We start from the raw sequence: 22,234 nt of genomic DNA, 5'->3' as shown, positions 1-22,234 counted from the left end.
GCGCGGCAGATGGTGGCGGCAAGCGGTACGCAGCGCACGCGCACGGTGGGCCTGGCCCGCTGGATCGTCTATGCGGGCTCGGTATTCGCCGGCGCGTGGCTCGCGACGCAGCTGTTCTATCTGGTGCAGATCGCGCTGTGGTCGTTCATCAACCCCGGTTCGACCGCGTTCATGCGCACCGACGCATGGTGGCTGTCGCACGACAAGCCGCCTGCGCAGATCCAGCATCAATGGGTGCCGTACGACCAGATCTCGCGCAACCTGAAGCGCGCGCTGATCGCATCGGAGGACGCGACCTTCGCGACCAACAACGGCTACGACGTCGACGCGATCCTGCAGGCGTGGGAGAAGAACAAGGCGCGCGGCCACATCGTCGCCGGCGGCTCGACGATCACGCAGCAGCTCGCGCGCAATCTGTTCCTGTCGCGCGAGAAGAGCTACATCCGCAAGGGGCAGGAGCTGATCATCACGTGGATGCTCGAAACGGTGCTCGACAAGGAGCGCATCTTCGAGATCTACCTGAATTCGGTCGAATGGGGCCGCGGCGTCTACGGCGCCGAGGCCGCCGCCCGTTACTACTACCGGATCCCCGCGAGCCGGCTCGGCGCGTGGCAGTCGGCGCGCCTCGCGGTGATGCTGCCGAAGCCGCGCTGGTTCGACGCGCATCGCGGCTCGGCCTATCAGGCGCAGCGCGCCGCAATCATCGCGCGCCGGATGGGCGCGGCCGAGCTTCCGCAATCGCAGTAAGCGGCGCGCTCGCGCCGCCGCAGCGCCGCTCATGGCGTTCATGCGCCGATGCTGCGGCGCAGCGCAAGCAGGCCGCCGGTAGGCCGGGCGCAATCCGTTAGACGAATCCGTCTATTTCGCTTTTCCGAGCAATCTCCTCCGCACCGCGACGTTCGTTGCGGGCGTCGCACGCAATCCGTGCGCCTCTCCTAGTTTGTCCGCAGCGCGAACGCCGTTGAAAGCTGCGCGAAACCGGACAGTTCGGTAATCGAAGCGTTGATGAAAGGTGTGCGCTGCACCGAACTTCGGTCGAATATTTCCAAATTTTTCAAAGCCGGAACGCTCGCGTATATTGGCCAGCGCCTCGGCTCATCGGCCGCAAGCGAGGCGGGGGGCGGCTTACCGGGCTGCTCGACACAAAAAACATTCGAGAGAAGGAAAGCAACGATGCCAGCGAGCAAAGCGAAGCTGTTGTTGGGGGTCGTGTTCTCTTCGCTGATTCTGACGGCCTGCAACGACGACGTGACGTCGTCGGCCGCAGCAGGCGCCGCCAGTTCGGCCGATCCCGCCGCCCAGACGGACCAGCCGTACAACGATCCGAACAGCTATTCGTCCAGCGCGAGCGCGTCGCTCGACGCATCCGCCGCGGTCGAAAAGGCCGCCGTCACCCATCACCAGATCACGCTGAACGGCCAGACCATCCGCTACACGGCCAGCGCCGGTCACCTCGTCGCCCGCAATCCGCAGACGGGCGCGCCCGAAGCGTCGTTCTTCTACGTCGCCTACACCGCCGACAACCAGCCCGCCGCGAAGCGTCCGGTCACGTTCCTGTACAACGGCGGCCCCGGCTCCGCATCGGTGTGGCTGCATCTCGGCTCGTTCGGCCCGAAGCGGATTCAGACCGGCGATCCGAACGCGAACACGTCGAGCTTTCCGTTCGTCGACAACGCGGAGAGCCTGCTCGACACCACCGACCTCGTGTTCGTCGACGCGATCGGCACCGGCTTCTCGGAGGCGATCGCGCCGAACACGAACCAGACGTTCTGGGGCGTCGATCAGGACGCCGGCGCATTCCGCGACTTCGTCACGCGCTACCTCACGGTGAACCAGCGCAACGCTTCGCCGAAATACCTGTTCGGCGAGTCGTACGGCACGCCGCGCACCGACGTGCTCGCGAACCTGCTCGAGACGGCCGGCGTGAAGCTCGACGGCATCGTGCTGCAGTCGTCGATCCTGAACTACAACACCAACTGCGACATGGCGAGCGACTATGTCGGCAACTCGAACAACGGCGCGAGCCCGGTGAGCTGCGCGGGCTTCGTGCCGTCCTACGGCACCGTCGGCGCGTACTACCAGCTCGACAATCCGAACCCGTCGAACCTGCCGCAGTACGCGGACCAGATGCGCCTGCTCACCGCCGGCAGCTACGCGCCCGCGGTGAACGCGTATCTCGCGAGCCATACGCCGCCGCCGTCGTCGCTCGTCACGACGATGGTCAATGCTACCGGCGTCAAGCAGGCGCTGTGGAACGCGGACTTCAACGTGGTGCCGACCTTCTTCGACAACAGCTTCCAGGTGTCGCTGATCCCGGGCACGCTGATCGGCCGCTACGACGCGCGCGTGAACGTGCCGTCGTCGAGTCCGCTCGCGGCGGACGGCGATCCGTCGAGCACCTTCATCACGAAGCCGTTCACCGACACGATCGGCAGCTACCTGCCGAACGTGCTGAAGTACAGCGCGCAGTCCGCGTATTCGGTGAGCAGCGACGCGATCCAGACGTGGGACTGGACCCACGACGGCCTCGCGATGCCCGACACGATTCCCGATCTCGCGACCGCGCTGACGCTGAATCCGTCGCTGAAGGTGCTGTCGCTGAACGGCTATCACGACATCGCGACGCCGTTCTATCAGACCGAGCTCGACCTCGCGCGGCTCGGCACGCAACCGAACCTGACGATCAAGGACTATCAGGGCGGGCACATGGTCTATCTCGACGACACGTCGCGTCCGCAGGAGAAAGCCGACCTCGTGACTTTCTACGGCGCGGCCGCGCACTGATGCGATGTGCGGGCCGGCGCACGGCGCCGGCCGTCGACGACACCTCATTCCAGACTGGAGCCTGACATGAACAAACGTTTCCTCGTGGTGGCCGTCGCGCTCGCATGCGCGGCGGCGTCAGCAACCGCTGCCGCATTCGCGCAGGCCGGCGAGGCCGCCGCGCCCGCGCGGGCCCGCCAGGCGCAACTCGGCGATCCGTACGTGCCGCCGGCCGCGCGCAAGCCGACCGCCGGCACGCAGACCACCGGCGCCGCGCTGCACGCGCAGGTCGTGCGCAAGCTCGCGCGGCAGTTCGGCGCGGCCGACACGCAGAACAACGGTTCGATCACCGAAGCGCAGGCGCGCGCGGCCGGCCTCGGCTACGTCGCGAACCACTTCCGGCAGATCGATGCGAGCGGCAGCGGCCGCGTGTCGTTCGCCGACGTGCAGCGCTACATGCAGGCGCGCAGCACGAGCCAGCAGTAAGCGCGGCGCAGGCGAACAACGGGGGCGGAGCCTGCGGTGCGCGGGCTCCGCCCCCGTGCGCATCGCGCCGCCGGCAGCACGGCGGCGCGTACTTCTCATTATCTGGACAACGCATTCAAATATTGGAGACGAGTGCGTGCGCTCCTACAATCCGAAGCACATCGACAGCTTCGGACCCACGCACCGCGCGGCGCCCGACGCATACGGAGACACCTTCCATGACCTTCGCCGGGCGCTTTCCTCGGTGCATCGACTGCCGCGTCGCCGCGACGCCCGCGCTCGCTTGCGCGTCGCGACGGCGGCTTCACCGATTCCGTTGACGAAGCCCGCTCCATGACCAACATGCCCGACACCCTTGCTCTCGACGCCCGGCGCGCGACGCCGGACGATGCGCCGCTGACCGACAGCATCGGCGCGACCAGCACGCCGCTCGACCTCGCCGCGCAGCAGGCCGGCACGCAGACGCTGCTGCGCGGCCTCGCGATCCTCGAAGCGATCGCGAACGGCGCGCGCGACATGCGTTCGATCGGCGCCGCGCTCGGCACGACGCGCAGCACGACGCACCGTCTCGTCAGCAGCCTCGTGCAGGCGCGCTACCTGCGTCAGGTGCAGGGCGGCTATCTGCTCGGGCCGAAGCTGATCGAGCTCGGCACGATCGCCCTTGAGCAGATGCCGCTGACGGCGGTCGCGCGCCCGCATCTCGAAGCGCTCGCCGAAGCGACGCTCGACACGATCCATCTCGGCGTGCGCGACGGCGACGACGTGCTGTACATCGACAAGATCCCCGGCACGCGCGGGCTGGAAATGCGTTCGCGCGTCGGCCACCGGATGCCGCTCGCGTCGACCGGCATCGGCAAGGCGATGATGCTCGACCTCGACCCGGACCTGTGGCGCTCGCTGTTCGAAGCCGCGCGGCGCGCGCTGGCCGGCGTGAATTTCAAGCCGGACAACCGGCCGGAGACGAGCGCGTTCCTGCAGCGCATGGCGCACTACGCGGCCGGCGGCTACACGTTCGACCTCGAGGAAAACGAGGCGTCGATCCGCTGCGTGGCCGCGCCGATCCGCGATGCATCGGGCGCGATCGTGGCGGCCGTGTCGGTTGCCAGCACGATTCCGTACATGCCGCACGACCGGATGGACGAACTGATTCCGCTCGTGCAGCGCGAAGCGCGAGCCATTTCCGCGGAGCTGGGCTGGAGCCCGCCGCAGGGTACCCGCAGGATCAAACGATGACCAATTCGACCGGGACCGCTCCGGACTCCGCACCGTCGCTGATCGCGCTCGACTGGGGCACGACGTCGCTGCGCGCCTATCTGTTCGACGCGCACGGCGCGCTCATCGACACGCGCAGCCGCGCGGCAGGCGTGATGCACGTGCCCGCCGACGGCGCGCGCGCGTTCGACGACGTGTTCGAAGAGGCGTGCGGTGACTGGCTCGACCGCGCGCCCGGCGTGCCGGTGCTGGCCGCCGGGATGGTCGGCAGCGCGCAGGGCTGGCGCGAGGCGCCGTACGTCGCGGTGCCGGCCGGCGCCGATGCGCTCGTCGCCGGCCTCGTCACGGTGAGCACCGCGCGCGGCACGACGGTGGCGATCGTGCCGGGCGTGATCGCGACGGGCGAACTGCCGGACGTGATGCGCGGCGAGGAAACCCAGATCTTCGGCGCACTCGCGAACGATCCATTGCTTGATGCCGATCGTTCAGGCGTACTGATCGGGCTGCCGGGCACGCATGCGAAGTGGGCGTGGGTGAAGGACGGGCTGATCGAGCGCTTCCAGACCTTCATGACCGGCGAGCTGTACGCGGCGCTGCGCGATCACACGATCCTCGGCCGCACCATGCGCGCGAGCGCGTCGTCCGACCGCGCGGCGTTCGAGCGCGGCGTCGCGGTCGCGCGCGGCGCGCGGCACACGGGGCTGCTCGCGACCGTCTTCAGCACGCGCACGCTCGGCCTGACCGGGCGGCTCGCGCCCGATGCGCAGGGCGATTACCTGTCCGGCCTGTTGATCGGCCATGAACTGAATGCGCTCGACGCGATGCTCGCGGAGCGCGGCGTCGCGCTCGCGAACCAGCCGCTGCTGCTGATCGGCGACGACGGCTTGTGCGCCCGCTACGTCGATGCGCTGCGCGGGTTCGGCTGCACCCATGCGCGCGTCGTCGCGCAGGCGACCGAACGCGGCCTGTGGTGGATCGCCGCGCGCGCCGGGCTGGTGCGCGCCGACGGCGAGCACGCGGGCGCCGACCAACGAACCGATTGAAGAGGAACCGTCCATGCCGTCCGACCTCACGCTGCCCGCACCGTATACGCCGCACCCCGCCTTGATGCGTGCGTTCGACGCGTGTCCGCTGATCGCCATCATGCGCGGCATCACGCCCGCGGAAGCCGTCGATCACGGGCTCGCGCTGCATGAAGCCGGCTTCCGGATCGTCGAGGTGCCGCTCAATTCGCCCGAACCGTTCGCCAGCATCGCCGCGCTGCGCCGCGCGTTGCCCGACGACATGATCGTCGGCGCAGGCACCGTGCTGCGCGCCGAGTTCGTCGAGCGCGTGCGCGACGCGGGCGGCGCGCTGATCGTGATGCCGCACTCTGACGCCGCCGTGATCCGCCGCGCGCGCGAGCTGGACCTCGCCAGCGCGCCGGGCGTCGCGACGCCGACCGAGGCGTTCGCCGCGCTCGCCAACGGCGCCGACGTATTGAAGATGTTCCCGGCCGAGCAGCTCGGCGTGCCGGTCGTGAAGGCGTGGCGCGCGGTGATCGATCGCGCGGTGCCGCTGATTCCGGTCGGCGGCGTCACGCCGGACAACATGCAGCCGTTCCTGGCGGCCGGCGCGAACGGCTTCGGGCTCGGCTCGGCGCTGTATCGGCCGGGCCAGACGGCGGACGCGACGGCCGCGAACGCGCGCGCGTTCCAGGCCGGCCTGCGCGCGGCGCGCGGCGGAGCCGCGTGATGGCGCGGCTGGCCGGCAAGGTCGCCGCGGTGACGGGCGCGGCACGCGGCATCGGCGCGGCGATCGCGCATGCGTTCGCGCGCGAGGGCGCGTGCGTCGCGCTGCTCGACGTCGACGTCGAGCACGCGCAGCGCACCGCCGCCGCGATCGCCGCCGAGGTCGACGGCGCGCGCGTGCTCGCACTGCATGCGGACGTCACGCGCCAGGACTCGGTGCGCGCTGCGCTGGCGCGGACCGAAGCCGAATTCGGCCCGCTCGACGTGCTGGTGAACAACGCGGGCATCAACGTGTTCGCCGATCCGCTGACGATGAGCGACGACGACTGGCGCCGCTGCTTCGCGGTCGACCTCGACGGCGTGTGGCACGGCTGCCGCGCGGCGCTGCCGGGCATGGTCGAACGTGGCCGCGGCTGCATCGTGAACATCGCGTCGACGCATGCGTTCAGCATCATTCCGGGCTGCTTTCCGTACCCGGTCGCGAAACACGGCGTGCTCGGGCTCACGCGTGCGCTCGGCATCGAATACGCGGCGCGCAACGTGCGGGTGAACGCGATCGCGCCCGGCTACATCGACACGCAGCTCACGCGCGACTGGTGGGATGCGCAGGACGACCCGGCGGCGGCGCGCGCGCAGACGCTCGCGCTGCAGCCGATGAAGCGCATCGGCCAGCCGGACGAAGTCGCGATGACGGCCGTGTTCCTCGCGTCCGACGAGGCGCCGTTCATCAATGCCACGTGCATCACCGTCGACGGCGGGCGCGCGGCGCTGTACCACGACTGAGGCGCCTGACGTAACGATTCGAAAGACCGCACGTGCGACGGCCGCGCGCACGCTGCGTCGAAACCAACAAGCGGCTGCATCCCGTTCGATGAAGACAAGGAGACACTGGACATGAAACGCAGAACCTTCGTAACGCTGGCCGCGGCGGCCGCGGTGGTGATCGGCAGCCCGCTCGCGCAGGCGGCCGATCCGGTCAAGATCGGCTTCCTCGTGAAGCAGCCGGAAGAGCCGTGGTTCCAGGACGAATGGAAGTTCGCCGAGATCGCCGCCAAGGACAAGGGCTTCACACTCGTGAAGATCGGCGCGCCGTCGGGCGAGAAGGTGATGAGCGCGATCGACAACCTGTCCGCGCAGAAGGCGCAGGGCTTCATCATCTGCACGCCCGACGTGAAGCTCGGGCCGGGCATCGTCGCCAAGGCGAAGTCGCACAACCTGAAGATGATGACGGTGGACGACCGCCTCGTCGACGGCGCGGGCAAGCCGATCGAATCGGTGCCGCACATGGGCATCTCCGCGTACAACATCGGCAAGCAGGTCGGCGACGGCATCGCGGCGGAGATCAAGAAGCGCGGCTGGAACATGAAGGAAGTCGGCGCGATCGACATCACCTACGAGCAGCTGCCGACCGCGCACGACCGCACGAGCGGCGCGACCGACGCGCTGGTCGCCGCCGGCTTCCCGAAGGCCAACGTGATCGCCGCGCCGCAGGCGAAGACCGACACCGAGAACGCGTTCAACGCGGCGAACATCGCGCTCACCAAGAACCCGCAGTTCAAGCACTGGGTCGCCTACGGCCTGAACGACGAGGCCGTGCTCGGCGCGGTGCGCGCGGCCGAAGGGCGCGGCTTCAAGGCCGACAACATGATCGGGATCGGCATCGGCGGCTCGGAGTCGGCGCTGAACGAGTTCAAGAAGCCGCAGCCGACCGGCTTCTACGGCACCGTGATCATCAGCCCGAAGCGCCACGGCGAGGAAACCTCGGAACTGATGTACGCGTGGATCACGCAGGGCAAGGCGCCGCCGCCGCTCACGCTGACGACGGGCATGCTCGCGACGCGCGAGAACGTGGCGAAGGTGCGCGAGGAGATGGGGCTCGCGTCGAAGTAAGCGAGCAAGCGGGATGCCGGCCGCCGCGGCGATGCGGCGGCCGGCGATCGATCGATCTGGAAGTGGGGAGACGACGTGTCAGCGGCACTGCGTTTTGACAATATCGGCAAGGTATTTCCCGGCGTGCGCGCACTCGACGGCATCTCGTTCGACGTGCATGCGGGCGAGGTGCATGGCCTGATGGGCGAGAACGGCGCGGGCAAGTCGACGCTGCTGAAGATTCTCGGCGGCGAATACCAGCCCGATGCGGGCAGCGTGCTGGTCGACGGCCAGCCCGTGCATTTTTCGAGTGCGGCCGCGTCGATCGCGGCTGGCATCGCGGTGATTCACCAGGAACTGCAGTACGTGCCCGACCTGACGGTCGCGGAGAACCTGCTGCTCGGCCGGCTGCCGAACGCGCTCGGCTGGGTGAAGAAGGGCGAGGCGAAGCGCCACGTGCGCGAGCGGCTCGCCGCGATGGGCGTCGATCTCGACCCCGACGCGAAGCTCGGGCGGCTGTCGATCGCGCAGCGCCAGATGGTCGAGATCTGCAAGGCGCTGATGCGCAACGCGCGCGTGATCGCGCTCGACGAACCGACCAGCTCGCTGTCGCATCGCGAGACGGAAGTGCTGTTCAAGCTCGTCGACGATCTGCGCGCGCAGGGCCGCGCGCTGATCTACATCTCGCACCGGATGGACGAGATCTACCGGCTCTGCGACGCATGCACGATCTTCCGCGACGGCCGCAAGATCGCGTCGCACCAAGCGCTTGCCGACGTGCCGCGCGAGCGGCTGGTCGCCGAGATGGTCGGGCGCGAGATCGCGGACATCTACCACTACGCGCCGCGCGCGCTCGGCGACGTGCGGTTTTCGGCCGAAGGCGTCGATGGCCCGGCGCTGCGTGAGCCGGCGAGCTTCTCGGTGCGCGCGGGCGAGATCGTCGGCTTCTTCGGGCTGGTGGGCGCGGGACGCAGCGAGCTGATGCGGCTCGTGTACGGCGCGGACCGCCGGCGCGCGGGCGTGCTGACGCTCGACGGCCGGCGCATCGACGTGAAGCGCACCGGCGACGCGATCCGTCACGGCATCGTGCTGTGTCCGGAGGACCGCAAGGAGGAAGGGATCATCGCGATGGCGTCGGTCGCGGAGAACATCAACATCAGCTGCCGCCGCCATTCGCTGCGCGCGGGGCTGTTCATCGACCGCAAGACCGAAATCGAAACGGCCGACCGCTTCATCCAGCGGCTGAAGATCAAGACGCCGAACCGCCGGCAGAAGATCCGCTTCCTGTCGGGCGGCAATCAGCAGAAGGCGATCCTGTCGCGCTGGCTCGCGGAGCCCGACCTGAAGGTCGTGATCCTCGACGAGCCGACGCGCGGCATCGACGTGGGCGCGAAGCACGAGATCTACGACGTGATCTACCGGCTTGCCGAGCGCGGCTGCGCGATCGTGATGGTGTCGTCGGAGCTGCCCGAAGTGCTGGGCGTGTCCGATCGCATCGTCGTGATGCGCGAAGGGCGCATCGCGGGCGAGCTGCCGCGCGAGCGCGCGAACGAGCATGCGGTGCTGAGCCTCGCTCTGCCGCAGACGAGCGCCGCGCAGGCGGCCTGAGGCGGCCGCACGCGGCCGGGACATTCGAATCGATCACGCGCGGCACGGGCCGCGCGAAGCAGGAGCAGGAGACACAACCATGCAAGTCAGGGAAAACCTCGCGAGCGCAGCCGTGAAGCCGTCGGCCGACGCGCTGGTGCCGCAGCAGAGCGATCGCCAGAAGTGGTGGCAGCACCTCACCGAATACAGCCTGATCGCGATCTTCGCGGTGATGTTCATCACGATGTCGCTGACGGTCGATCACTTCTTCTCGATCGACAACATGCTCGGCCTCGCGCTGTCGATCTCGCAGATCGGGATGGTCGCGTGCACGATGATGTTCTGTCTCGCGTCGCGCGACTTCGATTTGTCGATCGGCTCGACCGTCGCGTTCTCCGGCGTGCTGTGCGCGATGGTGCTGAACGCGACCGACAACACGCTGGTCGCGATCGTCGCGGCGGTCGCGGCCGGCGCGGCGATCGGCTTCGTGAACGGCGCGGTGATCGCGTACCTGCGCATCAACGCGCTGATCACGACGCTCGCGACGATGGAGATCGTGCGCGGGCTCGGCTTCATCGTGTCGAAGGGGCAGGCGGTCGGCGTGTCGTCGGATACCTTCATCGCGCTGGGCGGGCTGTCGCTGTTCGGCGTGTCGCTGCCGATCTGGGTCACGCTGCTGTGCTTCATCGTGTTCGGCGTGCTGCTGAACCAGACCGTGTACGGCCGCAACACGCTCGCCATCGGCGGCAACCCGGAGGCGTCGCGCCTCGCCGGGATCAACGTCGAGCGCACGCGCGTCTACATCTTCCTGATCCAGGGCGCGGTGACGGCGCTCGCGGGCGTGATCCTCGCGTCGCGCATCACGTCGGGCCAGCCGAACGCCGCGCAGGGCTTCGAGCTGAACGTGATCTCCGCGTGCGTGCTCGGCGGCGTATCGCTGATGGGCGGCCGCGCGACGATCTCGGGCGTCGTGATCGGCGTGCTGATCATGGGCACGGTCGAGAACGTGATGAACCTGCTGAACATCGACGCGTTCTATCAGTACCTGGTGCGCGGCGCGATCCTGCTCGCGGCCGTGCTGCTCGACCAGCTGAAGAACCGCGGCGTACGCGACTGACCGATTCCACGGAGACGATCCGCATGACTCTCGACACTTCCGCGCAGCACGCGCGCTATGCGCGCTACCCGAGCCTCGCCGATCGCGCGGTGCTGATCACGGGCGGCGCGACCGGCATCGGCGCGTCGTTCGTCGAGCACTTCGCGCGCCAGGGCGCGCGCGTCGCGTTCGTCGATCTCGACGCGCAGGCGGGCGTGGCGCTGGCCGAACGCCTCGCCGGCGAGCCCGAGGTACACCACGCGCCGCTGTTCGTCGCGTGCGACCTGACCGACATCGACGCGCTGCGCGGCACGATCGACGCGATCCGCGCGCGGCTCGGCGCGATCGACGTGCTCGTGAACAACGCGGCGAACGATGCGCGCCACGCGATCGCCGACGTGACGCCCGCGTCGTTCGACGCCGGCATCGCGGTGAACCTGCGTCACCAGTTCTTCGCCGCGCAAGCCGTGATCGACGACATGAAGCGTCAGGGCGGCGGCGCGATCATCAATCTCGGCTCGATCAGCTGGATGCTGAAGAACGGCGGCTATCCCGTCTACGTGATGGCGAAGGCGGCCGTGCAGGGGCTCACGCGCGGGCTCGCGCGCGATCTCGGGCCGTTCGGGATCCGCGTGAATTCGCTGGTGCCCGGCTGGGTGATGACCGACAAGCAGCGCAGGCTGTGGCTCGACGACGCGGGCCGCGCGGCGATCAAGGCCGGCCAGTGCATCGACGCCGAATTGCTGCCGGACGATCTCGCGCGCATGGCGCTGTTTCTCGCGGCCGACGACAGCCGGATGATCACCGCGCAGGACGTGGTGGTCGACGGCGGCTGGGCCTGATTGCGATGTCGCGTTCGCACGGCGCCGCGCGAGCGCGCCGTATCGTTTCATCGACGAAGGAAAGGAGTTCGACATGACTGCCACGCCCTCGCGCGCATCGTCGTCCACGAGCCAGACGCGCCGCGCGCGCCTGGCTGCCGCCGCGCAGCCGGTCAGCGCCGGCCCGCAGACCGCCGCGTTCGCGCAGGGCGTCGGCGCCGCGCATGCGGCGGCCGTCACGCTGTCGAACGCGTTGCTGCGGCTCGACGTGCTGCCGCATCTCGGCGGCGGCATCGCGCGCTTCGACTGGCGCGGCGATCACGGCGTGGCGGTGCCGGTGTTCCGCCGTTGCGAGCAGCCGGATAGCGCGACCGATCCGAACGCGCTCGCGTGCTATCCGCTGCTGCCTTACTCGAACCGGATCGGCAACGGCCGCTTCGAATGCGACGGGCGCAACGTCGCGGTGCCGCGCAACCGGCGCGACGAGCCGCTGCCGATTCACGGCGACGGCTGGCTCGCGCGGTGGCAGGTCGACGACGCGACCGCCACGTCGCTGCAGCTGTCGCTCGACCGCGCGAGCGGCGCGCCGTATGCGTTCCGGGCGATCCAGTCGTTCGAGCTCGACGACGCGACGCTGTCGATCGCGCTGTCGATCGAGAACGCCGGACGCGCGCGGTTGCCGTTCGGGCTCGGCCTGCATCCGTTCGTGGTGCGCGACGACACGACCGAGCTGGCCGCCGCCGCCGGCGGACTGTGGCTGTCGGGCGCCGATTTCCTGCCGGTGCGGCACGTGAGCGTGCCGCCCGCATGGCAGTTCGGCGTCGCGTATCCGCTGCCGCCCACGCTCGTCAATCACGCGTTCACCGGCTGGGGCGGCCACGCGACGATCAGCTGGCCGCGCCGCGCGCTGTCGCTGACGATCGCCGCCGACGTCGACGCGTATGTGCTGTACACGCCGCCCGGCGAGGATTTCTTCTGCTTCGAGCCGGTCGATCATCCGATCAATGCGGTGAACCTGCCGGGCGGCGCGGCCGCGCACGGGATGACGCTGCTCGCGCCCGGCGAACGGCTCACGCGGCGCTTTTCGTTCACCGTCGCGCGCACCGATGCGCGGGTCGACGCGGCCGCGCGCGAAGCGCGCTGGCGACGCGGGTAAAATACGCGGTCTACCAACGGTTTGCCGCGAGTATCCGCCATGTCTTCCCCGCTTACTTTCATCGAATCGCTGCGCGCCGCGTGGCAGCGCACGAATTCGCTGCTGTGCGTCGGCCTCGATCCCGAGCCGTCGCGCTTTCCCGTGCAGTTCGACGGCCAGCCCGATGCGATCTTCGAATTCTGCCGGCAGATCGTCGACGCCACCGCGCCGTATGCGAGCGCGTTCAAGCCGCAGATCGCGTACTTCGCCGCGCATCGCGCGGAAGACCAGCTCGAGCGCCTGATCGCCCATATCCATCTGCAGCATCCGGGCCTGCCCGTGATCCTCGACGCGAAGCGCGGCGACATCGGCAGCACGGCCGAGCAGTACGCGCGCGAAGCGTTCGAGCGCTATCGCGCGGACGCGGTCACGGTCAATCCGTACATGGGCTACGACTCGGTCGAGCCGTACTTCGAGCATGAAGGCAAGGGCGTGATCGTGCTGTGCCGCACGTCGAACCCGGGCGGCTCCGACCTGCAGTTCCTCGACACCAATGGCCGGCCGCTGTACCAGGTCGTCGCCGATCTGGCCGCGAACAAGTGGAACGCGAAGAATGGCCAGCTCGGCCTCGTGGTCGGCGCGACGTTCCCGAACGAGATCGAGGTCGTGCGCGGGATCGTCGGCGACATGCCGCTGCTGATTCCGGGCATCGGCGCGCAGGGCGGCGATGTGCAGGCGACCGTCACCGCGGGCCGCACCGCCGACGGCACGGGGATGATGATCAACTCGTCGCGCGCGATCCTGTACGCGAGCCGCGACGAGGATTTCGCCGAAGCCGCCGCGCTTGCCGCTCAGAAGACGCGCGACGCGATCAACGCGTATCGCTGACCTTGCCGGCCGCCCGTTCGGGCGGCCGCTCGCCGCGTCGGCGTGCGCAGCCGCATTCGTGGACCGCGAACTGCGCGCGTCGATCGCAACGTGTGCCGTCCTGGCGCACGCGACGAATACCTTCCCCTCGGATTCCTGCCGCATCGTTGCGCGGCCAGCGCGCGTCGCTCGCGCTTGTCATCGATCCGTAATAACGGCACGCCGGGGAGACGGCAGACGGAAACCGGATCGTCGTGAAGTACGGCGCGATCCGCCGAGCGGGCGGGGCGGGCGGATCAGCCCTCGCGTTCGTCGAGCAGCTTCAAGAGCCCGCGCAGCGCATGCGCGGCCGCCTGCGTGCGGATCTGCTCGCGGTCGCCCTTGAACACGAGCGTCTCGACGTCGGTGTGCAGCCGGTTGCTCCACGCGAACGACACGGTGCCGACCGGCTTCTTCTCGCTGCCGCCGCCCGGCCCGGCGATGCCGGTGACCGACAGCGCGACCTGCGCGCGGCTGTTGCGCAGCGCGCCTTCGGCCATCGCGCGGGCGACCGGCTCGCTGACCGCGCCGTGCTTCTCGATCAGGTCGGGCGGCACGCCGATCATCTCGCTCTTGGCCTGGTTCGAATAGGTGACGAAGCCGCGCTCGAACCACTGGCTGCTGCCGGAGATGTCGGTGATCGCGGCGGCGATCATGCCGCCCGTGCAGGACTCGGCGGTGGCGAGCGACAGGTGCTCGTCACGCAGTTTGTTGCCTGCGCGGATCGCAAGCTGATGGACGACGGAATCGGTTGGCATGCGCGTCGGGAAACGGGAGTCGGGAAATCGGTCAGCCGACGACCGAGCGCCACAGCGCGATCACGAGCAGCGTCATGAACGCGGCGACCAGATCGTCGACCATGATGCCGAGCCCGCCTTTCACGCGGCGGTCGAAGTAGCGGATCGGCGGCGGCTTCAACATGTCGAACAGGCGAAACACGACGAACGCCCACAGCTGGCCGACGAAGGTCGCCGGCGTGACGAACAGCATCACGAGCCAGATCGCGACGATTTCATCCCAGACGACGGGGCCCGGATCGGCGTTGCCCATCTTGCGTGCGGTGAAGCCGGTCAGCCAGGTGCCGGCGGCGAAGCCGAGCGCGATCAGCGCCCACCATTCGGGCACCGTCAGATAGCGGTTGAGCACGACGAACGTCAGCCAGCCGAACAGCGTGCCGAACGTGCCGGGCAGGAACGGCGCGAGCCCGCTGCCGAAGCCGAGCGACACGAGGTGCGCCGGGTGCGACAGCATGAAGCGCGCGCTCGCGCGCCGCGGGGCGAGCGGGGCGGCGCCGGGCGCTGCCTCGGCTTGCGCGTGCGTCGGATCAGTGTGCATCGAAGTGGTCGAAGCCGTGCAACGTGAGGGTGAGGGGCGCGCCGGCGGCGTCGCGCCACGCGATCGCGGGCCGCTCCGACGGCGAAGACAACGCGCGTATTGTACCGATTCGCGTGACCCGCACCGTCGCGCTCGCGCCGGCTGCCTCGACCGCCGCGCGGGCCGCGGGCGGCGCGGTGAAGCACAGCTCGTAGTCGTCGCCGCCGGCGAGCGCGCAGCGCCGCTGCACGTCGGGCGGCAACGCCGCGAGCGCCGCCGAGCGCGGCACCGCATCGGCGTCGACGTCCGCGCCCACGTTCGAGCGCGTCAGGATGTGCTGGAGATCGCCGGCGAGCCCGTCCGAGATGTCGAGCGCCGCGTGCGCTACGCCGGCGAGCGCGAGCCCGAGCGCAATGCGCGGCTCGGGACGCTCGAGCGCGCGGCGGAACGCCGCTGCGTCGTCCGCGCCGGCGCGCCATTCTCCGCGTGCGACGCCGAGGCCCGCGCGCGCGTCGCCGAGCGTGCCGGACACCCAGACGTCGTCGCCGGGGCGCGCGGCATCGCGCCGCAGCACGGCGTCCGGCGCCACTTCGCCGAACACCGTCACGCACAGGTTCAGCGGCCCGCTCGTCGTGTCGCCGCCGATCAGCTCGCAGCCGAACCGGTCGGCGAGCGCGAACAGCCCGCGGCTGAACGCGTCGAGCCACGCGGCATCCGCGCGCGGCAGCGCGCACGCGAGCGTGAACGCGCGCGGCGCGGCGCCCATCGCGGCGAGGTCGGACAAATTGACCGCGAGCGTCTTGTGACCGAGCGCGTCGGGCGCGACGTCGGGGAAGAAGTGGCGGCCTTCCACCAGCATGTCGGTCGAAATGGCCAGCAGTTTTCCGGAGCGCGGCTCGAGCAGCGCGCAATCGTCGCCGATGCCGAGCGTCGACGTGCGGGCGCCGCGGGCCGCGCGGCGCGCGAAGAAGCGATCGATCAGCGAAAACTCGGACAGGGCGGCTGGCACGGCGGACGGACCCGGAAGCGGTGAAAGGAACGGCATTGTACGAGGCGAACGGCGCCGTTTCTGCACCGTTCAGTCCATTTTTGTCGCGGCTGTTGCACCCGAAACGCCGGTCTGACGGGGTTGGATTGGCGCTACAATGCCGTGGAACAGTCATTCTAATCCGCCCGCCACGAGACACATGTCGACTCAAGCCTCCTCCAAAGCCAAGCTCCGCGAAGCCGCCCTCGACTATCACGAATTCCCGACGCCCGGGAAAATCGCGATCGCCCCCACCAAGCAGATGATCAACCAGCGCGACCTCGCGCTCGCGTATTCGCCCGGCGTCGCGTTCGCGTGCGAGGAGATCGTCGAGAACCCGCTGAACGCCGCGCGCTTCACCGCGCGCAGCAACCTGGTCGGCGTCGTCACGAACGGCACCGCCGTGCTCGGGCTCGGCAACATCGGCCCGCTCGCGTCGAAGCCGGTGATGGAAGGCAAGGCCGTGCTGTTCAAGAAGTTCGCGGGCATCGACGTGTTCGACATCGAACTGAACGAGTCGGACCCGCACAAGCTCGTCGACGTGATCGCCGCGCTCGAGCCGACCTTCGGCGGGATCAACCTCGAGGACATCAAGGCGCCCGACTGCTTCATCGTCGAGCGCGAAGCGCGCAAGCGGATGAAGATTCCGGTGTTCCACGACGACCAGCACGGCACCGCGATCGTCGTGGCCGCGGCCGTCACGAACGGCCTGAAGGTCGTCGGCAAGGACATCAAGAAGGTGAAGCTGGTCGCGTCGGGCGCCGGCGCGGCCGCGCTCGCGTGTCTCGACCTGCTGGTCGACATCGGCCTGCCGCTCGAGAACATCACGGTGACCGACCTGGCCGGCGTGGTGTACAAGGGCCGCGCCGAGCTGATGGACCCGGACAAGGAGCGGTTCGCGCGCGAAACCGACGCACGCACGCTCGCCGAGGTGATGGAAGGCGCCGACATCTTCCTCGGCCTGTCGGCCGGCGGCGTGCTGAAGCAGGAGATGGTGAAGGGCATGGCCGAACGGCCGATGATCCTCGCGCTCGCGAACCCGACGCCCGAGATCCTGCCCGAACTCGCGCTCGAAGTGCGCCCGGACGCCGTGCTGGCCACCGGCCGCACCGACTATCCGAACCAGGTCAACAACGTGCTGTGCTTCCCGTTCATCTTCCGCGGCGCACTCGACGTCGGCGCGACGACGATCACGCGCGAGATGGAGATTGCGGCGGTCAATGCGATCGCCGAGCTTGCGCAGCACGAGCAGAGCGACATCGTCGCGACCGCGTACGGGATCCAGGATCTGTCGTTCGGCCCCGAATACCTGATTCCGAAGCCGTTCGACCCGCGCCTGATCGTCAAGATCGCGCCGGCCGTCGCGCAGGCCGCGATGGACGGCGGCGTCGCGACGCGCCCGATCGAGGACATGGACGCGTACAAGCAGCATCTGCAGCAGTTCGTCTATCACAGCGGCACGACGATGAAGCCGATCTTCCAGATCGCGCGCGCCGCGCCCGGCGAGAAGAAGCGCGTCGTGTTCGCGGAGGGCGAGGAAGAGCGCGTGTTGCGCGCGGTTCAGATCATCGTCGACGAGAAGCTCGCGAAGCCGATCCTGATCGGCCGCCCGTCGGTGATCGAGCACCGTATCCAGCGCTACGGGCTGCGCCTGACGCCGGGCGCCGATTTCACCGTCGTCAACACCGAGCACGACGAGCGCTACCGCGATTTCTGGCAGACGTACCACAAGATGATGGCGCGCAAGGGCATCAGCGAGCAGTTGGCGCGTGTGGAGATGCGTCGTCGCACGACGCTGATCGGCTCGATGCTGGTGAAGAAGGGCGAAGCGGACGGGATGATCTGCGGCACGATCAGCACCACGCACCGCCACCTGCACTTCATCGACCAGGTGATCGGCAAGCGCCCGGGCTGCAGCGTCTACGCGGCGATGAACGGCCTCGTGCTGCCGGGCCGCCAGATCTTCCTGGTCGACACGCACGTGAACGTCGATCCGACCCCGGAGGAACTCGCCGAGATCACGATCATGGCCGCCGAGGAAGTGCGCCGGTTCGGCATCGAGCCGAAGGTCGCGCTGCTGTCGCACTCCAATTTCGGGACGAGCAACGCGCCGTCCGCGCAGAAGATGCGCGATACGCTCGCGATCCTGCAGGAACGCGCGCCGGAGCTGAAGGTCGACGGCGAGATGCACGGCGACGTCGCGCTCGACGCGGCGCTGCGCAAGGAGATCCTGCCCGAATCGACGCTCGAGGGCGACGCGAACCTGCTGATCCTGCCGAACATCGATTCGGCGAACATCGCGTACAACCTGTTGAAGACGGCCGCCGGCAACAACATCGCGATCGGGCCGATCCTGCTGGGCGCCGCGCAGCCGGTGCACGTGCTGACCGAATCGGCGACCGTTCGCCGCATCGTCAATATGGCGGCGCTGCTGGTCGCCGACGTGAACGCGTCGCGCTGAGCCAACACGCGAGTGCCGCCCGGTCGAACCGGCGCGGCACAGCGGATGAAATTGTCAACAAAGGCAAAAAGAGGCGTGCCCGCAACGGGCACGCCGTCGGGTATCGCGCGAAGGCGCTTTCCCTAATCAACAACGGCATCTCTCCACTCCGGGTAATGAGCGTGGCAAGGAGGCAGATCTCGCCAGGTGACAGATGCCGCCGCCATTTTATCCTATGAAAGATAAAAGTGACGTGATTTAGGTAAAAAATGCCCGTTGCGGCGGGGCATCGGGCTTTCGGTTTCCAAACGAACATTGATTCGCGGGAACAATAGCGCTACGCTAACGCCTTTGGTTGGTCGTCAACTACTTGATTTAACAGCGGGAACCCTGGTTCATGGCACGCAAGTGGCTCCGCAACGGCGCGCTCGCGTCCGTCTTCGCGATGTTTGCGATGGGTATCGTCGGCGCGCCGACGGGCAGTCTGGTTTCCGCCGCATACGCACGGCAGGCCGCTTCGGCCGACGTCGCCGCAGCCGGGGTCGATACGGTCCCCGCGGCGCGTTTGCCGCGCGAGGCCGTGACCACGCTTGGCCTGATCGCCGACGGCGGCCCCTATCCTTACGAGAAGGACGGCGTCGTGTTCGGCAATCGCGAACGGATCCTGCCCAAGGCGAAGCGCGGCTACTACCACGAGTACACGGTCCCGACGCCGCGCGCGCGCAATCGCGGCGCGCGTCGGATCGTCTGTGGCGGGCCGCTGCGCCGGACCGACAACTGTTATTACACAGACGACCACTACAACAGTTTTAAACGTATTGTTGAATGACTTCGGGATGAACGGCATGAGCGACTCCATCTACGCGCACGATACGGCGGCGGCGGAACTGTTCGCGGCCGGCGACGGCAATCTGTTTCAGCGCGTGATGCAACTACACGCGGCGGCACAGGCCGGCGGCGCGCCTGAGCAACAGGCGGCCGAGCCCGGGCTTTCATCGAACGAGGAGCCTATGAGCCTTTTCACGACCGTCCGACCCAATCTCGTGCAGTCGATCCGCGCGTTCCGCGTGCAGGATCTCGCCGACGAAGCCGGTCGGCTCGGCCAGCATTTCCTGTATGCGTATTGCGGCGCCGCGCAGTCGAAGCAGGAAGTGATGGAGACGATCGCGACGTCGTTTCTGTTTCCAAAGCATTTCGGCAAGAACTACGACGCGCTGTACGACTGCCTGACCGACCTCGTCGCGAAGGCCGGCGCACAGCCCGGTTTCGTGATCGTCCTCGAAGGGCTGCCGATCGCGCAGAAGTTCGACAAGGAAGGGCGCGAGACGCTGCTCGACGTGTTCCGCGAGGCCGCGGAGTTCTGGGCCGAGCGCAAGGTCGCGTTCCGCGTGTTCTATTCGTTCGCGTAAGCGCAGGTGCGGCGGCCGCCTACGCGGCCCATCCTGCAGGAAGCCCGCGTCGAGCGGGCTTTTTTGCGTCCGCGCTCGCGCGGGCCGGGCGCAGCCGGTGCTCGATATGCGACTCGCCGAGAGTTCGGGGCCGCCGCTTGCCACGCGCGGCGGCCCGCCGCATCACCACCCGCCCCAGCGCGCGGCCAGCGCCGCGAGTACGGCCGCGCCGGCCGTTTCGGTGCGCAGCACGCGCGGGCCGAGCGACAGCGCGGTGAAGCCGTGCGCACGCGCCGCGTTTTCCTCGTCCGGCGACAACCCGCCTTCCGGCCCGATCAGCAGCGTGACCGTAGCCGCGGGCGGCTGATCCGGCAGCGACGCGAACGGAATGCTCGCGCGCGGCGACAGCAGCAGCCGCAACTCGCCGTCGGCCGGCGCCGCGGGCAGCGCGTCGAGCCACGCGCCGAACCCGCGCACCGCGGCGACTTCGGGCACGCGGTTGCGCCCGCACTGCTCGCACGATGCGCGCACGACGCCGCGCCAGTGCGCGACGCGCTTGTCCGCGCGCTCGCCCGACAGCTTCACGACGCCGCGCGCCGTCGTCAGCGGCACGACCGCCGCGACGCCGAGCTCGACGGCCTTCTCGATCACCCAGTCCATCTTGTCGCCGCCGGCGATGCCTTGCGCGAGCGTCACACGGTACGGCGGCTCGGCCTCGACCGGCTCGAACGCGTCGAGCTGCGCAAGCGCGTTGCGCTTGTCGATCTCGACGAGCTGCGCGCGGTACTGTCCGCCGCTGCCGTCGAACAGCACCAGCGCGTCGCCGGGCTCCAGCCGCAGCACCTGCGCGTGACGCGCGACGTCGGCCGGCAACGCGAGCGTCGCGCCGGCGCGCAGCGTCGCTTCGACGAAAAAGCGCGGCACGGCCGCGGTGGTGGTCGCCTCGTTCATCTCGATTGCGGCTCCGTTCATGGGCGCACCCGGCACGCGAGTGCCCAGCGGTAGCCGTCGAGATCCTCGATCTGCGCGAAGCGGTCGCCCCAGAACTGGTCCTGCGGCGCGCTCAGCGACTTCGCGCCCGCATCGAGCGCGCGCTGCCAGGTCGCGTCGACGTCGTCGACGTACAGATAGAACGACTGCGGCGCGGTCGCGTTCGCATGCTTCGGCGTGAGCGCGGTCGAGCCGAATGCGCCTTCGGGCGCGAACATCACGATCAGCTGATCGTGATAGGTCATCTCGACGTGCATGATCGCGCCGTCCTCGTCATGGACGTCGCGCAGCGCGAAACCGAATGCGGCCTTGAAGAAGTCGATGGCGGCGCGCGCGTTGCGCACGGCCAGATAAGGCGTCAACCAAGGCACGTTGGCCGGACGTGGATCGGTCATCAAATCTCCTGTGGAAAGGTCGTCGCGCGGGCGTTCGGCCGCATGCGGCCGCCGCGACGGGCGTTTACCGCGCCCGCCCGCTGCGCGCCGACGAGCGCGCGATCAACCGGCATCACGACGCGTTGCGCCAAGCTCAGCGGCGCCCGCCCAGTGTATCGCGCAGCGCGCGCGGCAGGGCAAAGAGGGCCGCATGAAGTCGCGCATCGTAGTAGCGCAATCCGTGCACGCGGCGGGCGGCGAGCCGCTCGTCGACGTCGTGTGCGAACAGCGCGGCCGCGTCGAGCGTGTCGCTCGCGATCGCCATCAGCCATTGGGAGCCGTACAGCGGCACGTGCGCGGACAGCGGGTCGACGAACGCGAAGCTCGCGCGCAGATCGTCGAGCAGCGCGGCGATGCGCGCCGCATGGAACAGCGGCGAGCCCAGATGCATCGACAGCGCGGCGCGCGGCGTCAGGATCCGCTTGAGCCGCGCGTAGAACTCGCGCGTATAGAGGCCGGCCGCCGGCGAGTCGGGCGGCGTGAGGTCGAACACGACGAGATCGAAATGCTCGACGGTCGACGCGACGAACTGCGCGGCGTCGCCGATCACGACCTCGACGCGCGGATCGTCGAGCGCGCCCTGGTGCACGTCGTCGAGATAGCGGCGCGCCATCCCGACCACTTCGTCGTCGAGTTCGGCGACGACGATCCGCTCGATGCACGCGTGCTTGAGCAACTGGCGCGCGGCGCCGCCGTCGCCGCCGCCGAGCACGAGCGCCTTCTTCGGGCACGGATGCGCGAGCGCGGCCGGGTGCGTCATGCACTCGTGGTACACGTATTCGTCGCCGACCGACGTCATCGGCCGGCCGTCGAGCGTGAACAGGCGGCCGAGCTGCGGGGTGTCCCACACTTCGATGTGCTGGTGCGGCGAGGCGACGTGCGCGAGCCGTCGCGCGTTGGGAAAGCCGTACGCGGCGTCGGGCGTGGGATGAAAAAGGAGGGTCGTGCTCACGGGGGGGCGCGCGGGGCGGGCAGTTCCGACGCCTGAATTATAGGAGGCGCGCGGTTTGCCGGAAATGCGTGCCCGAACACGGAG

At 69.0% G+C, this 22,234-nt stretch carries 22 protein-coding genes; 16 read left to right on the top strand and 6 right to left on the bottom strand.

Annotation, left to right across the window (positions count from 1 at the left end):
- Positions 1–9 precede the first annotated feature (9 nt).
- The 13 genes from mtgA to pyrF all read left to right on the top strand — a co-directional run bounded on the left by mtgA (position 10) and on the right by pyrF (position 13,587).
- The gene (mtgA, locus tag MBR110_RS14415) at positions 10–747 is read left to right on the top strand and encodes a monofunctional biosynthetic peptidoglycan transglycosylase (RefSeq protein ID WP_014722419.1); all 738 of its coding nucleotides are present in this window, start codon (positions 10–12) and stop codon (positions 745–747) included.
- A 426-nt stretch (positions 748–1,173) separates the two neighbouring features.
- The gene (locus tag MBR110_RS14410) at positions 1,174–2,784 is read left to right on the top strand and encodes a S10 family peptidase (RefSeq protein WP_034194173.1); all 1,611 of its coding nucleotides are present in this window, start codon (positions 1,174–1,176) and stop codon (positions 2,782–2,784) included.
- Between the two features lie 66 nt (positions 2,785–2,850).
- The gene (locus MBR110_RS14405; RefSeq protein ID WP_059461829.1) at positions 2,851–3,249 is read left to right on the top strand and encodes an EF-hand domain-containing protein; all 399 of its coding nucleotides are present in this window, start codon (positions 2,851–2,853) and stop codon (positions 3,247–3,249) included.
- A 333-nt stretch (positions 3,250–3,582) separates the two neighbouring features.
- On the top strand, positions 3,583–4,482 hold the full coding sequence (locus tag MBR110_RS14400) for an IclR family transcriptional regulator (protein WP_011883231.1): 900 nt from the start codon (positions 3,583–3,585) through the stop codon (positions 4,480–4,482).
- Positions 4,479–5,504, top strand: coding sequence for a 2-dehydro-3-deoxygalactonokinase (locus MBR110_RS14395; protein WP_060091225.1), 1,026 nt, complete (start codon positions 4,479–4,481; stop codon positions 5,502–5,504). Before MBR110_RS14400 ends, MBR110_RS14395 begins: the two co-directional genes overlap by 4 nt.
- 13 nt (positions 5,505–5,517) lie before the next feature.
- Positions 5,518–6,195, top strand: a complete 678-nt coding sequence (locus tag MBR110_RS14390; RefSeq protein ID WP_011883233.1) for a 2-dehydro-3-deoxy-6-phosphogalactonate aldolase — start codon at positions 5,518–5,520, stop codon at positions 6,193–6,195.
- Positions 6,195–6,974, top strand: coding sequence for an SDR family oxidoreductase (locus MBR110_RS14385; protein ID WP_060091223.1), 780 nt, complete (start codon positions 6,195–6,197; stop codon positions 6,972–6,974). Before MBR110_RS14390 ends, MBR110_RS14385 begins: the two co-directional genes overlap by 1 nt.
- Before the next feature lie 111 nt (positions 6,975–7,085).
- Positions 7,086–8,081 (top strand): arabinose ABC transporter substrate-binding protein, encoded by a 996-nt coding sequence (locus MBR110_RS14380; RefSeq protein ID WP_059455097.1) that lies wholly within the window; start codon positions 7,086–7,088, stop codon positions 8,079–8,081.
- A gap of 75 nt (positions 8,082–8,156) precedes the next feature.
- The gene (gene araG / locus MBR110_RS14375) at positions 8,157–9,668 is read left to right on the top strand and encodes an L-arabinose ABC transporter ATP-binding protein AraG (protein WP_014722425.1); all 1,512 of its coding nucleotides are present in this window, start codon (positions 8,157–8,159) and stop codon (positions 9,666–9,668) included.
- A 79-nt stretch (positions 9,669–9,747) separates the two neighbouring features.
- Positions 9,748–10,764: an L-arabinose ABC transporter permease AraH gene (araH, locus tag MBR110_RS14370; protein ID WP_011883237.1), complete on the top strand. Its 1,017-nt coding sequence runs from the start codon at positions 9,748–9,750 to the stop codon at positions 10,762–10,764.
- A gap of 23 nt (positions 10,765–10,787) precedes the next feature.
- Positions 10,788–11,585, top strand: a complete 798-nt coding sequence (locus MBR110_RS14365) for an SDR family NAD(P)-dependent oxidoreductase (RefSeq protein ID WP_181709104.1) — start codon at positions 10,788–10,790, stop codon at positions 11,583–11,585.
- Between the two features lie 73 nt (positions 11,586–11,658).
- Complete coding sequence (locus tag MBR110_RS14360) at positions 11,659–12,720, top strand: aldose 1-epimerase (protein ID WP_014722427.1); 1,062 nt, start codon at positions 11,659–11,661, stop codon at positions 12,718–12,720.
- Between the two features lie 39 nt (positions 12,721–12,759).
- Positions 12,760–13,587 (top strand): orotidine-5'-phosphate decarboxylase, encoded by an 828-nt coding sequence (gene pyrF / locus MBR110_RS14355; protein WP_011883240.1) that lies wholly within the window; start codon positions 12,760–12,762, stop codon positions 13,585–13,587.
- Positions 13,588–13,862: 275 nt separating this feature from the next.
- Here pyrF and MBR110_RS14350 read toward each other — a convergent pair whose 3' ends face one another.
- The 3 genes from MBR110_RS14350 to thiL are packed head-to-tail and all read right to left on the bottom strand — an operon-like array spanning position 13,863 to position 15,964.
- A complete protein-coding gene (locus tag MBR110_RS14350; protein WP_011883241.1) occupies positions 13,863–14,363 on the bottom strand; it encodes a CinA family protein in 501 nt (166 codons plus the stop codon).
- A gap of 31 nt (positions 14,364–14,394) precedes the next feature.
- Entirely contained in the window at positions 14,395–14,940 is a 546-nt protein-coding gene (locus MBR110_RS14345; protein ID WP_034194167.1) for a phosphatidylglycerophosphatase A family protein, read from the bottom strand.
- On the bottom strand, positions 14,930–15,964 hold the full coding sequence (gene thiL, locus MBR110_RS14340; RefSeq protein WP_155625053.1) for a thiamine-phosphate kinase: 1,035 nt from the start codon (positions 15,962–15,964) through the stop codon (positions 14,930–14,932). Before thiL ends, MBR110_RS14345 begins: the two co-directional genes overlap by 11 nt.
- Before the next feature lie 100 nt (positions 15,965–16,064).
- Between thiL and MBR110_RS14335 the strand changes: the two genes are divergently transcribed.
- The 3 genes from MBR110_RS14335 to MBR110_RS14325 all read left to right on the top strand — a co-directional run bounded on the left by MBR110_RS14335 (position 16,065) and on the right by MBR110_RS14325 (position 19,795).
- Entirely contained in the window at positions 16,065–18,407 is a 2,343-nt protein-coding gene (locus tag MBR110_RS14335; RefSeq protein ID WP_269466230.1) for an NADP-dependent malic enzyme, read from the top strand.
- Positions 18,408–18,783: 376 nt separating this feature from the next.
- A complete protein-coding gene (locus MBR110_RS14330; protein WP_011883245.1) occupies positions 18,784–19,215 on the top strand; it encodes a ribonuclease in 432 nt (143 codons plus the stop codon).
- A 16-nt stretch (positions 19,216–19,231) separates the two neighbouring features.
- A complete protein-coding gene (locus tag MBR110_RS14325; protein ID WP_011883246.1) occupies positions 19,232–19,795 on the top strand; it encodes a barstar family protein in 564 nt (187 codons plus the stop codon).
- A gap of 162 nt (positions 19,796–19,957) precedes the next feature.
- On the opposite strand, the gene MBR110_RS14320 is transcribed toward MBR110_RS14325, so the two are convergent.
- From MBR110_RS14320 to speE, 3 genes are all read right to left on the bottom strand, one after another.
- Positions 19,958–20,725: a 16S rRNA (uracil(1498)-N(3))-methyltransferase gene (locus MBR110_RS14320; RefSeq protein WP_011883247.1), complete on the bottom strand. Its 768-nt coding sequence runs from the start codon at positions 20,723–20,725 to the stop codon at positions 19,958–19,960.
- 17 nt (positions 20,726–20,742) lie between these two features.
- On the bottom strand, positions 20,743–21,159 hold the full coding sequence (locus MBR110_RS14315; protein ID WP_011883248.1) for a VOC family protein: 417 nt from the start codon (positions 21,157–21,159) through the stop codon (positions 20,743–20,745).
- A 133-nt stretch (positions 21,160–21,292) separates the two neighbouring features.
- Entirely contained in the window at positions 21,293–22,150 is an 858-nt protein-coding gene (speE, locus tag MBR110_RS14310; RefSeq protein WP_011883249.1) for a polyamine aminopropyltransferase, read from the bottom strand.
- Between the last annotated feature and the right edge of the window lie 84 nt (positions 22,151–22,234).

The organism is Burkholderia sp. MBR-1 (assembly GCF_013822785.1).
Taxonomy (GTDB): domain Bacteria; phylum Pseudomonadota; class Gammaproteobacteria; order Burkholderiales; family Burkholderiaceae; genus Burkholderia; species Burkholderia vietnamiensis.
The sequence above is the reverse complement of the archived record's forward strand: the minus strand, read 5'-3'. Positions and strand labels throughout refer to the sequence as shown.

What these genes read in the sequence shown, in the direction of transcription:
- mtgA (WP_014722419.1), top strand. Translation starts at nt 10, where the DNA reads ATGGTGGCGGCAAGCGGTACGCAGCGCACGCGCACGGTGGGCCTGGCC.
- MBR110_RS14410 (WP_034194173.1), top strand. Translation starts at nt 1,174, where the DNA reads ATGCCAGCGAGCAAAGCGAAGCTGTTGTTGGGGGTCGTGTTCTCTTCG.
- MBR110_RS14405 (WP_059461829.1), top strand. Translation starts at nt 2,851, where the DNA reads ATGAACAAACGTTTCCTCGTGGTGGCCGTCGCGCTCGCATGCGCGGCG.
- MBR110_RS14400 (WP_011883231.1), top strand. Translation starts at nt 3,583, where the DNA reads ATGACCAACATGCCCGACACCCTTGCTCTCGACGCCCGGCGCGCGACG.
- MBR110_RS14395 (WP_060091225.1), top strand. Translation starts at nt 4,479, where the DNA reads ATGACCAATTCGACCGGGACCGCTCCGGACTCCGCACCGTCGCTGATC.
- MBR110_RS14390 (WP_011883233.1), top strand. Translation starts at nt 5,518, where the DNA reads ATGCCGTCCGACCTCACGCTGCCCGCACCGTATACGCCGCACCCCGCC.
- MBR110_RS14385 (WP_060091223.1), top strand. Translation starts at nt 6,195, where the DNA reads ATGGCGCGGCTGGCCGGCAAGGTCGCCGCGGTGACGGGCGCGGCACGC.
- MBR110_RS14380 (WP_059455097.1), top strand. Translation starts at nt 7,086, where the DNA reads ATGAAACGCAGAACCTTCGTAACGCTGGCCGCGGCGGCCGCGGTGGTG.
- araH (WP_011883237.1), top strand. Translation starts at nt 9,748, where the DNA reads ATGCAAGTCAGGGAAAACCTCGCGAGCGCAGCCGTGAAGCCGTCGGCC.
- MBR110_RS14365 (WP_181709104.1), top strand. Translation starts at nt 10,788, where the DNA reads ATGACTCTCGACACTTCCGCGCAGCACGCGCGCTATGCGCGCTACCCG.
- MBR110_RS14360 (WP_014722427.1), top strand. Translation starts at nt 11,659, where the DNA reads ATGACTGCCACGCCCTCGCGCGCATCGTCGTCCACGAGCCAGACGCGC.
- pyrF (WP_011883240.1), top strand. Translation starts at nt 12,760, where the DNA reads ATGTCTTCCCCGCTTACTTTCATCGAATCGCTGCGCGCCGCGTGGCAG.
- MBR110_RS14350 (WP_011883241.1), bottom strand. Translation starts at nt 14,363, where the DNA reads ATGCCAACCGATTCCGTCGTCCATCAGCTTGCGATCCGCGCAGGCAAC.
- MBR110_RS14345 (WP_034194167.1), bottom strand. Translation starts at nt 14,940, where the DNA reads ATGCACACTGATCCGACGCACGCGCAAGCCGAGGCAGCGCCCGGCGCC.
- thiL (WP_155625053.1), bottom strand. Translation starts at nt 15,964, where the DNA reads ATGCCGTTCCTTTCACCGCTTCCGGGTCCGTCCGCCGTGCCAGCCGCC.
- MBR110_RS14335 (WP_269466230.1), top strand. Translation starts at nt 16,065, where the DNA reads ATGCCGTGGAACAGTCATTCTAATCCGCCCGCCACGAGACACATGTCG.
- MBR110_RS14330 (WP_011883245.1), top strand. Translation starts at nt 18,784, where the DNA reads ATGGCACGCAAGTGGCTCCGCAACGGCGCGCTCGCGTCCGTCTTCGCG.
- MBR110_RS14325 (WP_011883246.1), top strand. Translation starts at nt 19,232, where the DNA reads ATGAGCGACTCCATCTACGCGCACGATACGGCGGCGGCGGAACTGTTC.
- MBR110_RS14320 (WP_011883247.1), bottom strand. Translation starts at nt 20,725, where the DNA reads ATGAACGAGGCGACCACCACCGCGGCCGTGCCGCGCTTTTTCGTCGAA.
- MBR110_RS14315 (WP_011883248.1), bottom strand. Translation starts at nt 21,159, where the DNA reads ATGACCGATCCACGTCCGGCCAACGTGCCTTGGTTGACGCCTTATCTG.